Origin of the sequence: Blastomonas aquatica, assembly GCF_014639875.1 — a bacterium.
GTDB classification, from domain to species: domain Bacteria; phylum Pseudomonadota; class Alphaproteobacteria; order Sphingomonadales; family Sphingomonadaceae; genus Blastomonas; species Blastomonas aquatica.
Genome location: NZ_BMGD01000002.1, coordinates 446893 through 459653, shown reverse-complemented (window position 1 = coordinate 459653; position 12761 = coordinate 446893). Strand labels below are relative to the sequence as shown.

Genomic DNA, 12761 nt, shown 5'->3' with positions numbered 1-12761 from the left:
CGCCTCCCCCAAAAAAATGTAGCCGCCTGTTTGGCGTCTGCCCAAAAAGTCGCTAATGGCGGCGGAATATGGGCAAAATTAACACACCGGGCGCGATCCGTGGGACGCAGGACATCTTCGGGCAGGAGCAGGAGCGGTTCGGCCATGTGGTCGACACGTTCGATCGCGTGCGCCGGCTCTACAATTTCCGCCGGGTGGAAATGCCGGTGTTCGAGGCAACCGCGGTGTTCGCACGCTCGCTGGGCGAGACCACCGATGTCGTGTCGAAGGAAATGTACTCGTTCGACGACAAAGGCGGCGATTCGCTGACGCTGCGGCCCGAGTTCACCGCAGGCTTGGCGCGCGCCTACCTCACCAACGGCTGGCAGCAATATGCCCCGCTCAAGCTCGCCACGCACGGGCCCTTGTTCCGCTATGAGCGCCCACAGAAAGGCCGCTACCGCCAGTTTCACCAGATCGACGCCGAAATCATCGGCGCGGCCGAACCCCAAGCAGACGTCGAACTGCTGGTGATGGCCGACCAGATCCTGCGCGAACTCGGCATCACCGAGGGCGTCACGCTGCAGCTCAACACATTGGGCGATGCCGCCAGCCGCGATGCGTGGCGCGCTGCATTGATCGAACATTTTCAGAAACATGTAGGCGATCTCTCGAAGGACTCGCAGGACAGGCTCGAGCGCAATCCGCTGCGCATCCTCGATAGCAAGGACCCGCAGGACCGCCCGATTGCCGACAGCGCGCCCGATATCGACGCGTATCTGACCGATGAGGCTGGCGCGTTCTTCGAGAGCGTAACGAGCGGGCTCGATGCCGCCGGTGTCGCGTGGACCCGCAATGCGCGGCTGGTCCGCGGGCTCGATTACTATCGCCATACCGCATTCGAATTCGTCACCGACCGGCTGGGTGCACAGGGCACGGTGCTGGGCGGCGGGCGTTATGATGGCCTGATCGAGAACCTGGGCGGGCCGCACACGCCTGCGGTCGGCTGGGCCGCAGGGATCGAGCGGCTGGCGATGCTGTGCGAGCTTTCGGAAGCCAGCGGTCTCGACGTCATCATCGCGCTTGAAGACGACCGTGCGCTGGCGGATGCCACTGCGGCGCAGGCAATCTTGCGCAATCACGGGATTTCCAGCGACATGATCGCGACCGGTTCGCCGCGCAAGCGTTACGACAAGGCCGCAAAGATCAATGCCAAGCTGCTGATTTCTTTCCAGCATGATGGGGATACGGCAAAGGCCAACATCAAATCTGCTCCAGACAGTGAGCTGCATGCAAGGGTTGCCGACCTGCTCCAGAGCAGCACCTGCAAGTAATGCACCTCGCCGCGCCCCCTTTTCTCCATCCAAAGGTGTCGACCCCCTGCGAAGGCAGAGGTCCATCTTCTGCGCTCGCATCCGGAACCACGCCCCGGAGATGGGCCCCTGCCGACGCAGGGGACCGGGGCAGCGGCGCAAACCTTCTTAAGCCCTCCTCCTTGATGGGGGAGGGTTGGGTGGGGGTGAGCTCTCCGGATCATACCATGGCGCCCGGACGCACCATCACCCTCACCGCTGCGACTAGGCAGTCCTTCGACAAGCTCAGGACTGCCAAGTCTCACTGCCTCTCCCATCGAGGGAGAGGCGAGTTTACCCACGCGACTGCGGTGACCGCATGACCCGCATCTCCCCCGAACGCATCGCGCAGATCGAGGCGCGGTATCAGGAGTTGCAGGCGCGGATGGCCTCGGGTGCGCTCGATGGCGAGGAGTTCGTGCGCACCTCGAAGGATTATGCCGAGCTTGAGCCCGTCGCGCGTGCCGCCGGCGAAGTACGGCGGCTTCGGGCCGAGCTAGAGGTACTGCTGGTCCTGATCGACGCACCCGATTCCGACCCCGAGATCATCGAAATGGCGGCCGAAGAAGCGCAGGACCTGCGCGCGCGGCTGCCGCTCGCCGAACAGCACCTCGCGATCCAGCTGCTGCCGCGTGACAGCGCCGATATGCGGCCGGCGATGCTGGAGATCCGCGCGGGTACCGGTGGTGACGAGGCGGCCTTGTTCGCGGGCGATCTGCTGCGGATGTATTCGCGCTTTGCCGAAGAGCAGGGCTGGCGGATCGAGATCTTGTCGGCGAGCTCCTCGGACGTCGGCGGGTTCAAGGAGGTCATCGCCTCGGTCAATGGCGCGGGCGTGTTCGCCAAATTGAAGTACGAAAGCGGGGTCCATCGGGTGCAGCGCGTGCCGGTCACCGAAAGCGGCGGGCGCATCCACACCTCCGCCGCGACGGTCGCGGTGCTGCCCGAGCCCGAAGCGGTCGATATCCAGATCAACGACAACGACCTGCGGATCGATGTCTACCGCGCTTCGGGATCGGGCGGGCAGCACGTCAACACCACCGACAGCGCGGTGCGCATCACCCACCTGCCCTCAGGGCTGGTGGTGACCCAGCAGGACGAGAAATCGCAGCACAAGAACAAGGCCAAGGCGTTGAAGGTGCTGGGCGCACGATTGTACGAGCTCGAGCGCAGCAAGGCGGCCGCGACCGAGGCCGATGCGCGCAAGTCGATGGTCGGATCGGGCGACCGCTCGGAGCGCATCCGCACCTATAACTTTCCGCAAGGGCGGGTGACCGACCACCGGATCAACCTGACGCTGCATCGGCTTGAGGAGATCCTGGCGGGTGCGGGGCTCGGCGAACTGATCGACGCGCTCACCGCGCAGGACCAGGCAAGCCGGTTGGCGAACATGGAAATGGCGGGTTGATGGCCTTGCCCGAACCAAGCCCCGTTTTCCGGCGAAAGCCGGAATCCAGGAGCGGTGTTGCGCAATTCGCCCCCTGGGCTCCGGCTTTCGCCGGAGAACAGCGTAGTTTGTGACGGTCAGCGAAGCGCTGCGTACCGCGGCGCACGATCTGGCGGGGGTGTCTGACACCCCTCGGCTCGATGCAGAGCTGTTGATGGCCGACGCACTCGGCATCACCCGCAGTACGCTATTGCTCAACCGGATGCGCGATCAGGTGCCGCCCTCTTTCGCTGCCCTGCTCGCCCGCCGCCAAATGCACGAGCCGGTCGCCTATATCACCGGGCGGCAGGACTTCTGGACGCTGACGCTCAACGTCACGCCCGCGGTGCTGATCCCGCGTAGCGACAGCGAGACGCTGATCGAAGCTGCGGTCGATGCCATCAAATGCCGCCCCCCGCAGCGGATCCTCGACCTTGGCACCGGATCGGGCGCGCTGCTGCTCGCTGCGTTGGCGCAGTGGCCCGAGGCCCGGGGGATCGGGATCGAGGCAAGCGATGTCGCGCTCGCCATTGCGCAGAGCAATGCCGACAGGCTGGGTTATGGCGAGCGGGCACGGATGCAGCATGGCAACTGGCGGCACCCGGGCTGGCACGATGCCCTGCCCGGCCCGTTCGACCTGATCCTTTGCAACCCGCCCTATGTCGAGACCACAGCCGCGCTGGCGCCGCAGGTGATGCAGCATGAGCCGCACAGCGCGCTGTTCGCGGGAGACGAAGGACTGGACGATTACCGCTTCCTCATCCCCGCCCTTCCCAGGCTGCTTGCCCCCTGCGGCATCGCGATCCTCGAAATCGGTGCGAGTCAGCGCCTGGCGGTTTCGGCTCTTGGGTCAGCGAGCGGCTTTGATGTCGATTGCCGACAGGACCTTGCCGGGCATGATCGCGCAGTGATATTGCGCCAGACGCCACCGACTTGATATTTCGCTTGGCAAGGCATTGGCGAGCCGCTACCACCACAACAGCAAGACAGGTGATGTTGGCAATTGGCCCGTCACGCTTGCTGACCCCAGTCATCTTATTAGGGCAGCTTATCAAGGCCACTCAAAGCGGATGAAAAGCTTGGGACGCGCCGCGCACTTCAATGTGTCGGGCTGCACGGGCGCGCAGAGGACACGCAGGCAAATTGCGACTGATAAGGAAGCGTCTAAATTGAACAACAATCGTGGAACGAGCCGTCGTCGCGGCCGTGGCAATAACCGTCCGCAGCCTACTGGCCGCAGCGGCGGCATGGATCAGGGCAACCGCATCGACAGCCGGGCGCGTGGCAATGCCACCCAGATGCTCGAAAAATACAAGAAGATGGCGCACGATTCGCAGATGAACGGTGACCGCGTGGCCACCGAATATTATCTGCAGTTCGCTGATCATTATTTCCGCGTGCTGGCCGACAACCGCGCCCGTCAGGACGAATATCGCCGCCCACGTGAAGACCAGGGTCGCGATACCGGCAACGACTATGCCGACGATGATGACGATAACGGCGGCTATTCGGGCAACCAAAGCAACGTCCAGCGCGGATACACCTCGTCGCTCGACCATGCCGATGAGCAGAGCCGCAACAATCAGGACGAAGACCAGGACGAAGGCGACGAAGACAATCGTGGCAATGTCCGCCCGGGTAACCGTCAGAGCGAGGGCCGTCAGAGCGAGGGCCGTCAGAACGAGGCTCGTCGCGAGCGTCGTCCGCGTGATGACCGGTCCGAAGGTCGTGATGGCAATCGGGACACCAACCGCGATTCCAACCGCACCGATGAAGCCGGCAATGATCGTTCGACGCGTTCGCGCAATGAACGCAATCCTCGTCCGCAGGCTAGGGAGGAGGCCGCTCAGGCACCTGCTCCTGCAGCATCGGGCGATCAGGAGCCTGCAGCTCCGCCGCGCCGCGGTCGGGGTCGTCCGCCACGCGCAGTGGAATCAGGCGAAGGCAATGGTCTCGATCCGATGATCCTGCCGCCCGCAATCGGCATCGCGGCCGAGCCGGCTGCTGATGCGTTGCCCGAAGCCGAGGCGCCCAAGCCCAAGCGCCGGGCAGCCCCGCGCCGCAAGGCCGCAGAATCAGGTGATGTCGAGGCAGCATCCGCCGACAGCTGAAGGCCAGCCTTCAACCGCTGCTTGAGCGAGCGACCACCACCAACGAAAAAGGGGTGCGATCCAAATCGGATCGCACCCCTTTTTCATTCCGGCGAAGCGCGTGGTGTTAGTAGCGCTGCTGGCGTTCGTACAGATCGCGATAATGCTGGATCCGCGTTACCCGCAGACCGGGCATGCCCGACCGATCAACCGCGCGCTGCCACGAGGCGAACTCCTCAAGCGTCAGATCATAGCGCTCGCACACCTCATCGATGGTCAGCAACCCGCCATTGACGGCAGCGACGACCTCGGCCTTGCGACGGACCACCCAGCGTTTCGTACCGGGGGCCGGCAGATTGTCCAACGTCAACGGCTCGCCGAGCGGGCCAATGACCTGAGCTGGTTTGATTTTCTGATTCTCGATCATCATGTCCTCAAAAGGCCTGATTTGTGTAATTGGGGGCGAGGGAACGGAGTAACCGAGCGGCTTTGCGATTGACTGAAGCAGAATGGTAAACGCCAGTTTCACTTTGATGTTCCGTTGCGCCCAACCGGTCGATCGCAACGGCAAAGTGTGGATTGAAGCTTCCCCGCGCCACCTGGTCGGCCCGGCCGCTTCCGGCGAACAGCGCCATCAGCGCAGCCTTGCCGCGTCGGCCAGAGCGCGCTGCAAGCGGGGTTTGCTCACGAGCGGTCACCGGCGCTACCGCAAGCACGCGCAGGATATCCATATCCAGCCTGCGCAGGCTGATCGGTGTGCTGCTGGCCGAAATCGGCACATCGTGGGGGAAGTTCATTTCCATGCTGATCGGTCTACCCGCCAATCCGTAAGAGCAGGTAAAAACGGCCTTCATCGCTGATTAGCCTTCGTTAATTCGGCGTGACCAGCCGGGGGGAAGTCCCGTATTTCCGCCATTTTGGAGATGCTCAGAGGCGGCAAAATTTTGCCGGTGCGGGGTGGCAGAACCCCATTGCGACCGCTACATGGGGCACTATGACCACCCTCTCAACCCCCGATTTCCAGCTGCCAGGCGATATGAGGGCGCGGCGAATCGTCGTTGCGATGTCGGGCGGTGTTGATTCGTCGGTGGTTGCCGGGCTTGCCGCAGCGACTGGCGCTGAAACCATTGGCATCACTCTGCAGCTTTACGACCATGGGGCAGCGGTCAAGCGCGCCGGGTCATGCTGCGCCGGACAGGACATCCGCGATGCGCGCGCGGTCGCCGATCGACTGGGCATTTCGCATTACGTCTTCGACCATGAAAGCCGCTTCCGCGAGTCGGTGGTCGATCGCTTTGCCGACGAATATATGGCAGGCCGTACCCCCATCCCGTGCATCCAGTGCAACATGGGGGTCAAGTTCACCGATCTGCTGCAGATGGCCCGCGATCTGGGAGCAGATTGCCTCGCCACCGGCCATTATGTGCGCCGCGTGGAGGGCCCCGATGGCCGTTCCGAACTGCACCGCGCGCACGATCCGGCGCGCGATCAGAGCTATTTCCTGTTCGCCACAACCGACAACCAGATGGATTTCCTGCGCTTTCCGCTGGGTGATCTGCCCAAGCCGCAGGTGCGCGCGCTGGCGCAGCAGATGGGGCTGATCAATGCGGCCAAGCCCGACAGCCAGGACATCTGCTTTGTGCCCGATGGCGATTATGCCTCGGTCGTGCGCAAGGTGCGCCCCGATGCGGACACCGGCGGCGCGATCGTCCACATCGATGGCCGGGTGCTGGGGGAGCACAAGGGGCTGATCCATTTCACCATCGGCCAGCGCAAGGGGCTCGAGATCGGCGGACAGCCGGAGCCTTTGTATGTCGTCAGGATCGATGCCGCCACCCGCCGGGTAATCGTCGGTCCGCGCGAGGCGCTGGCAACGCGCGCGGCCCTCGTCACTGACATGAACTGGATCGGCGGCGCATATGAGGGCCCGCTGGACGTCAAGGTCCGCTCGCTCGCCAAGCCTGCTGCTGCGCGGATCGAAGGCAGCGGCGCGGACCGGCGGCTGGTGTTCCTGCAGCCCGAATATGGCGTCGCGCCTGGACAGGCGGCGGTTTTCTATGCCGGAACCCGCGTGCTCGGCGGCGGCTGGATTGCCAGCACCGAGCCCATCGAGGCCTCGCTCGCTGCCTGAGCGGTTGGCTCTCAACACCGCGCAGAAATTGCGCTATCCCTAAATGCTAGGGGATGTCGGTGCGCACATTTGCAATTCTGATCATGACGGCGGCGGCGCTGATACCAGTATCACAGGCGCATGCTGAGGATCGAAGCGATGATGGCCTGTCGATTTCCGGAGACGTACGCATCCGGTACGAGCTTCTCGAAGGCCAATACCGCCCCTCCCTGCCACCAAACGACGACGCGCTCACCATTCAGACCGCGATTGCCGCAGACTATCGCACCGGGCCATGGCACTTTTCAGCAGAGCTGGTGGATGCTCGCGGATACTGGATCGATGCGCCCGGCGCGGCGGGCACGACCGAGGTCAACGCGCTTGAACTGAGCAGAGCATCGATCGGATATCGTGATGGCCCGGTCGAGGTCACCGCCGGGCGGTTGCACCTCAATCTCGGCTCGCGGCGTCTGTCGGCGCGCAACGCCTTTCGCAACACGATCAACAGCTTCACCGGACTCAGGCTCGACTGGCACGGCGACGCTGGCGATACGCTGACCGCGTTCTATACCCTGCCGCACACCCGCCTGCCCTCCGACCGGGCGAGCTTGGTCAACAACCGGGTCCGCTGGGATCGCGAGAGTTTCGACCTGACGTTCTGGGGCACACATTATTCACGGCCTGACCTTTTTGCCGGGATCACGCTCCAGGCCAATGTCTTCGGACTGAACGAGCGCGATGGTGCGAATGGCCCGACCCGTAATCGCAAGCTGCTGACTGCGGGCGCACGGCTGCACCGCTCGCCAGAGCCTGATCAGTGGGATATCGATTTCGAGGGCGCGGTGCAGACCGGCACTGTCCGGCAATCGACAGCGGCAAACGCGCCGCTGCAAGATGTTCGCGCGTTTTTCGCCCATGCCGAAATCGGCTACAGCGTTGACCTGCCGGGCAAGCCACGGATTTCGGTGCTGTTCGACATTGCCAGCGGCGATGATCCACGCTCGGCGAATTTCACCCGCTTCGACACATTGTTCGGTGCCCGCCGGTGGGAGTTCGGCCCCAGCGGCATCTTCGGCCCTCTTGCACGCACGAACATTATCTCACCCGGGTTGCGGTTGGAGGCGACCCCGGGATCGCGCTGGGATGTCATGGCACTGTGGCGCCCGGCCTGGGCCCATAACCGCCGGGATCGGTTTGGCAACAGCAGCCTCGTCGATGCCTCAGGCACATCGGGTCGCTTTGCCGGGCACATGATCGAGGCGCGCATCGGCCACTGGCTGATCGAAGACACGTTGCGGCTTGAGGCAGGCACCGCGCTGCTCACCAGCGGTGCGCTGCTCGATGCCGCGCCCAATGCTCCGGGCTTTGGCGACACGCGCTATGCCTATGGCCAGATGACGGTGAGTTTTTGATCTCGTGGCGGCTTAGCGAACCGCTTCGCGTTCCTTCGGAGTCATCAGCACGCAACCCCAACCCTCCCGGTATTCCGCGCTTTCGCTGGCCAGCAGCGGCACAGTCGCATCGATGCGCCTGGCGTCGGCGGCTTCGCTGAGGCTGACGATTTCCATCCCGGGCTCCAGATCCTTCTCGCAATCGCCGAGTGCGCGTCCGCCGATATAGCGGCACGAACACACCACGCGCGCCGAATAAGCCGCCCCTGTCTGGCTGTAGGCACGCATCGTGGGCAGGGCGTAAACGATGCCCACGACCAGCAGCACGGCGAGCGCCAGCAGCACCCACTTCAACTTGCCGCGGCGGCTCGGGCCGTACATTCCGTTCACATTTCGAGTTGCCATCGGTCCCTGCCTGATTGATGGATGCTGGCATGAAGCACCGCATCATCCTCGCCCTTGCCGCAACCGGCATCATCACCGCAACCGCCTTTAGCCTGTACGGCGTCGAGAGCAAGGCGGCTGACAGCCTAGCAGGTGGCGGCGAGACAATGGTTGCGGACGTGCCCGGCGTTTCAGCCGCCACATTGAACGCCGAGATCGGCAAGCTGTTCGACGAAGAAGAAATGTCCGAAACCCGGGCGCTGGTGATCGTGCGCGAGGGCGAAATCATCGCCGAACGCTATGCTCCGGGCTATGACCGCGACACCCGGTTCATCAGCTGGTCGATGGCCAAAAGCGTCACCGCAGTGCTGGTCGGACTGATGGTCGCCGACGGCAGGCTGGCGCTTGATGCCCCTGCCCCGGTGCCCGACTGGAAGCGCCCCGGCGATCCGCGCGGCGCGATCACGTTGCGGCATCTGCTGCACATGTCATCGGGGCTGCAGCATACCGAGGCAGGCGATCCGCCCTACGAGTCGGACGAGGTGCGGATGCTGTTCCTCGATGGGCGTGACGACATGGTGCGCTATGCCGCCAGCCAGCCGCTCGAGGCCGAGCCTGGAGCGAAGTTCGAATATTCGACCAACACCACCGTGATCCTGGCCGACATCATCACCCGCCAGCTGACAGACAGCACGGATCCCGAGGTCCGCCGCCGGGCGATGCTCGATTACATGCGAGGGCGGTTGTTCGAGCCGTTGGGGATCACATCGATGGTGCCCGAATTCGATGCCGCAGGCACGATGATCGGAGGTTCGATCATTCAGGCGAATGCCCGCGACTGGGCCAAGTTCGGCGAATTCCTGCGCAACAAGGGTTCGATTGGCGGCAACCAGTTCCTGACGCGTGGCTGGGTCGATTTCATGCTGACCTCCTCGCCCAACGATCCGGCTTATGGCGGACATATCTGGCTCAGCAAGCCGCGTCCGGCAGGCCGGCGCACGATTCTGTACCCCGATCTGTTGCCCGCAGATGTCTTTGCGGCGCAGGGGCATCTGGGGCAGTTCGTCATCGTCAGCCCCAGCCAGCGTCTGACGATGGTGCGGCTGGGCAAGACACAAGCCGACGAGCTTGATCAGGTGCGCGAGCAGCTGGGTAGAATCGCGGCGCTGTTTCCGCGGAGGTAATTGGGGGTAAAAACGCCATGAGCATCAGGTTCGCAGGTTCGGTTGTGTTGATGACGATCGCGCTGTCGGGCGCAAGTCCGCTGTGGGCGCAAGGGGCGTCACAAACAGACACCAGGCCCTCGTTCGTGCCTGCCGACTTCAAGGTTCCGACGTTGGTGGAAACCCCAGGCTTCAAGATCGTCCCACTCGGCCCCGAGCTCGTCGACATCGATTTCGCCGCGTACATGTCCTCGATCGAGCACTTGCAAATGACCTTCACCCGCTCGACCAGCTGGCCGCACAAGGACGTATCCGCCGCCGATGCGATGCAGGACATGCAGACCGAACAGGCAAGGTTCGAGAAGCGGGCATCGTTTGCCTATGCCGTACTCACCCCCGATGGCAGCCGCGAGCGTGGTTGCGTCTATGTCTATCCAAGCCAGGTCGACGGCTATGACGCGGTGGTGACGATGTGGGTCACCAAGGCGGAATACGGCGCGGGTTTCGATGCGGAGCTGTACGCGTGGGCGAAGGAGTGGGTGGCGAAGGATTGGCCGTTCGCGAAGGTCGCCTATCCGGGGCGAAGCATCGACTTCGCAACATGGGATGCGCTGGTCGCGGCGAGCAAGGTCGCGCCGTGATCGAATAAGATTCAATGCGAAGCCAACAGCTCTCCCCTCCCGCTTGCGGGAGGGGCAGACCCGGCTTCCCGGGCCGGTGTGGGCTGGGAGCACAATTGGCTTTTCAGGCCCACCCCGTCTTCGCCTTCGGCTTAGACACCCCTCCCGCAAGCGGTAGGGGAGAAGCTCATGCTCACCGCAACCGGAAGGTCCCCGTCACCACGGTCACGCATTGTCCGCCGAGCACCGCACGGTCGCCGGTCAGCGTGCAGTGCAGCAACCCGCCGCGCTTGCTGGCCTGGAACGCGGAGAAGCTGGCGCGCCCCAGCCGTGCCGCCCAGAACGGGGTCAGCACCGCATGCGCCGATCCGGTGACGCTGTCCTCGTCCACTCCTGCCCCGGGCACAAACACGCGGCTGAGCACATCGGTATCCTTGCCTGGCGCGGTACAGATGAATTGGTGGTCGCCCAGCGCAGCCAGCGTCTTCATGTCGGGTGCCAGCGCCAGCACGTCCTCGGCGCGGTCGAACAGCAGCACGTGATAATCGCCGGGATAGACGTGGTATTCCGCCGGAAGCGCGCCGAGCGCGGCAGTCCAGTCAGGCAATGGCGCAGGTGTCGGCGCATAAGCGGGCAGTGACAGCGCCAGCTGCTCGCCCTGCCGCCTCACCACCAGCACCCCGGCCTTGCGGGTCGAAAAGCGAACGGCATCGCCGGCGAAACCGCTCTCGAAAACGTAATGCCCCGCCGCCAGCGTCGCATGGCCGCACAAGGCGATCTCGACCGCAGGCGTGAACCATCGCAGTTCGTAATCGGCATCATTGCTGTCCGAAGCCACGATGAACGCGGTTTCGGCGAAGTTGTTTTCCTCCCCGATCGCCTGAAGCACGTCGTCGTCCAGCCAGGCATCGAGTGGCATGACCGCGGCCTGGTTGCCGGTGAAGGGCCGGTCGGCGAAGGCATCGATATGGCAATAGGGCAAGGTCGCGGGGAGTTGGCTCATGGGTACAGCAGTCCTTCGTTCCAGCCGGTGGCGGTGCGGGTGAACACCCGGCGGTGGTGAAGCCGGTGGTCGCGATCTTCCCAGAACTCGATCCGCTGCGGCGTCACGCGAAACCCTGACCAATGTGGCGGGCGTGGCACGGGCTTGTCGGCAAACCGCTGCTCGACCTCGGCATACCGGTCTTCGAAGATCTGGCGCTCGGGCAACGGGCGAGACTGGTCCGATGCCCACGCGCCCAGCTGCGAATCGCGCGAACGGGTGGCGAAATAGGCGTCCGCCGTCGTATCATCGACCGGGGTCACCGGCCCTTCGATACGGATCTGGCGACGCAGCGACTTCCAGTGAAACAGCAAGGCGGCGTTGGGGTTGGCGAGCAGTTCGCCACCCTTGCGGCCCTGGTAATTGGTGTAGAAGATAAACCCGTCCGGGCCGTGCCCCTTGAGCAGCACCATCCGCACCGAGGGATGGCCAGCAGCGTCGGCCGTCGCCAGCGCCATTGCGTTGCTGTCGTTGATCTCGGTTTCGCGCGCGCGCGCATACCAATCATCGAACAGCGCAAAGGGATTGTCAGCCATGGTTGGTTCGTCCTGAAGGAGCCGGTTTCATTGACTGCCTTAATCAGATAAGACAGTGCGCGATGCGCTGCTGCGTCTTAGCGCGCAACGGGCTGGCGATGAACAGGATTTTGCGAAAAAAGGGGGCACCTCGCCGATGTGGGAACAGATTTTCGGGGCGGCCAACCTGCTGGCGATGATCGCATGGGCGGTGCTGATCCTCGCTCCCAGGCGCGAGGCGATTGCACGCGCGCTGTTTTTCGGCCCGCTCCTGCTGCTGGCGCTGGGCTATGCCACCGGGCTCGCGCTGGTCGTGACCGGCGTCGTGCCAACAGATGGCGGCGCGGACTTTTCGACCATAAGCGGGGTTCGAAGCATCTTTGCCAGCGATGCCGGGGTTACCATCGGCTGGGTGCATTACCTGGCGTTTGATCTGTTCGTCGGGCTGTGGATCGCGCGCAACGCCGATGCGCATGGCTTGAGCACCCTGAAGGGCCGATTGATCCAGGCGCCAATCCTGTTCTTTACCTTTGCGGCAGGTCCTTTGGGGCTTGCACTCTATATCGCCATCCGCGCAGTTTTTTTGCGCGGGCGCTCGGCTCATCTGATACCGGCTTGAAAAAAGCCCTGCCCCTACCCCAGATATTGTTGTAAATCGGCAACAATGGATATTTTCATCAACGATGGCG

Annotated in this window: 14 protein-coding genes; 9 read left to right on the top strand and 5 right to left on the bottom strand. The window is 63.7% G+C overall.

The window, feature by feature from the left end:
* Positions 1-68: 68 nt before the first annotated feature.
* The 4 genes from hisS to IEW00_RS06215 all read left to right on the top strand — a co-directional run bounded on the left by hisS (position 69) and on the right by IEW00_RS06215 (position 4868).
* Positions 69-1313 carry a histidine--tRNA ligase gene (gene hisS / locus IEW00_RS06230; RefSeq protein WP_188513508.1) on the top strand — a complete coding sequence of 415 codons (1245 nt, stop codon included), beginning with the start codon at positions 69-71 and terminating at the stop codon, positions 1311-1313.
* Positions 1314-1650: 337 nt separating this feature from the next.
* Positions 1651-2739 carry a peptide chain release factor 1 gene (gene prfA / locus IEW00_RS06225; protein WP_188513507.1) on the top strand — a complete coding sequence of 363 codons (1089 nt, stop codon included), beginning with the start codon at positions 1651-1653 and terminating at the stop codon, positions 2737-2739.
* A gap of 109 nt (positions 2740-2848) precedes the next feature.
* Complete coding sequence (prmC, locus tag IEW00_RS06220; RefSeq protein WP_188513506.1) at positions 2849-3694, top strand: peptide chain release factor N(5)-glutamine methyltransferase; 846 nt, start codon at positions 2849-2851, stop codon at positions 3692-3694.
* Positions 3695-3926: 232 nt separating this feature from the next.
* On the top strand, positions 3927-4868 hold the full coding sequence (locus IEW00_RS06215; RefSeq protein WP_229736851.1) for a DUF4167 domain-containing protein: 942 nt from the start codon (positions 3927-3929) through the stop codon (positions 4866-4868).
* A gap of 106 nt (positions 4869-4974) precedes the next feature.
* Here IEW00_RS06215 and sciP read toward each other — a convergent pair whose 3' ends face one another.
* Both sciP and IEW00_RS06205 read right to left on the bottom strand, forming a co-directional pair.
* Positions 4975-5274, bottom strand: coding sequence for a CtrA inhibitor SciP (sciP, locus tag IEW00_RS06210; RefSeq protein ID WP_017670538.1), 300 nt, complete (start codon positions 5272-5274; stop codon positions 4975-4977).
* Between the two features lie 7 nt (positions 5275-5281).
* Positions 5282-5650: a hypothetical protein gene (locus IEW00_RS06205; RefSeq protein ID WP_229736850.1), complete on the bottom strand. Its 369-nt coding sequence runs from the start codon at positions 5648-5650 to the stop codon at positions 5282-5284.
* Between the two features lie 191 nt (positions 5651-5841).
* On the opposite strand from IEW00_RS06205, the gene mnmA reads away from it, so the two are divergent.
* Both mnmA and IEW00_RS06195 read left to right on the top strand, forming a co-directional pair.
* Entirely contained in the window at positions 5842-6978 is a 1137-nt protein-coding gene (gene mnmA, locus IEW00_RS06200; RefSeq protein WP_188513503.1) for a tRNA 2-thiouridine(34) synthase MnmA, read from the top strand.
* A gap of 83 nt (positions 6979-7061) precedes the next feature.
* Positions 7062-8369: an alginate export family protein gene (locus IEW00_RS06195; RefSeq protein WP_188513502.1), complete on the top strand. Its 1308-nt coding sequence runs from the start codon at positions 7062-7064 to the stop codon at positions 8367-8369.
* A 12-nt stretch (positions 8370-8381) separates the two neighbouring features.
* On the opposite strand, the gene IEW00_RS06190 is transcribed toward IEW00_RS06195, so the two are convergent.
* Positions 8382-8753: a hypothetical protein gene (locus IEW00_RS06190; RefSeq protein ID WP_229736849.1), complete on the bottom strand. Its 372-nt coding sequence runs from the start codon at positions 8751-8753 to the stop codon at positions 8382-8384.
* A 29-nt stretch (positions 8754-8782) separates the two neighbouring features.
* Here IEW00_RS06190 and IEW00_RS06185 point away from each other — a divergent pair, with 29 nt between their 5' ends.
* Together IEW00_RS06185 and IEW00_RS06180 are read left to right on the top strand one after the other, a co-directional pair.
* Positions 8783-9916: a serine hydrolase domain-containing protein gene (locus tag IEW00_RS06185; RefSeq protein ID WP_229736848.1), complete on the top strand. Its 1134-nt coding sequence runs from the start codon at positions 8783-8785 to the stop codon at positions 9914-9916.
* 17 nt (positions 9917-9933) lie between these two features.
* Positions 9934-10536: a twin-arginine translocation pathway signal protein gene (locus IEW00_RS06180; protein ID WP_229736847.1), complete on the top strand. Its 603-nt coding sequence runs from the start codon at positions 9934-9936 to the stop codon at positions 10534-10536.
* A gap of 172 nt (positions 10537-10708) precedes the next feature.
* Here IEW00_RS06180 and IEW00_RS06175 read toward each other — a convergent pair whose 3' ends face one another.
* Together IEW00_RS06175 and pdxH are read right to left on the bottom strand one after the other, a co-directional pair.
* Complete coding sequence (locus IEW00_RS06175) at positions 10709-11518, bottom strand: PhzF family phenazine biosynthesis protein (RefSeq protein WP_188513500.1); 810 nt, start codon at positions 11516-11518, stop codon at positions 10709-10711.
* Positions 11515-12093, bottom strand: coding sequence for a pyridoxamine 5'-phosphate oxidase (gene pdxH / locus IEW00_RS06170; RefSeq protein WP_188513499.1), 579 nt, complete (start codon positions 12091-12093; stop codon positions 11515-11517). Before pdxH ends, IEW00_RS06175 begins: the two co-directional genes overlap by 4 nt.
* Positions 12094-12229: 136 nt before the next feature.
* On the opposite strand from pdxH, the gene IEW00_RS06165 reads away from it, so the two are divergent.
* Positions 12230-12691 (top strand): ABA4-like family protein, encoded by a 462-nt coding sequence (locus tag IEW00_RS06165; RefSeq protein ID WP_188513498.1) that lies wholly within the window; start codon positions 12230-12232, stop codon positions 12689-12691.
* The last annotated feature ends 70 nt before the right edge of the window (positions 12692-12761 follow it).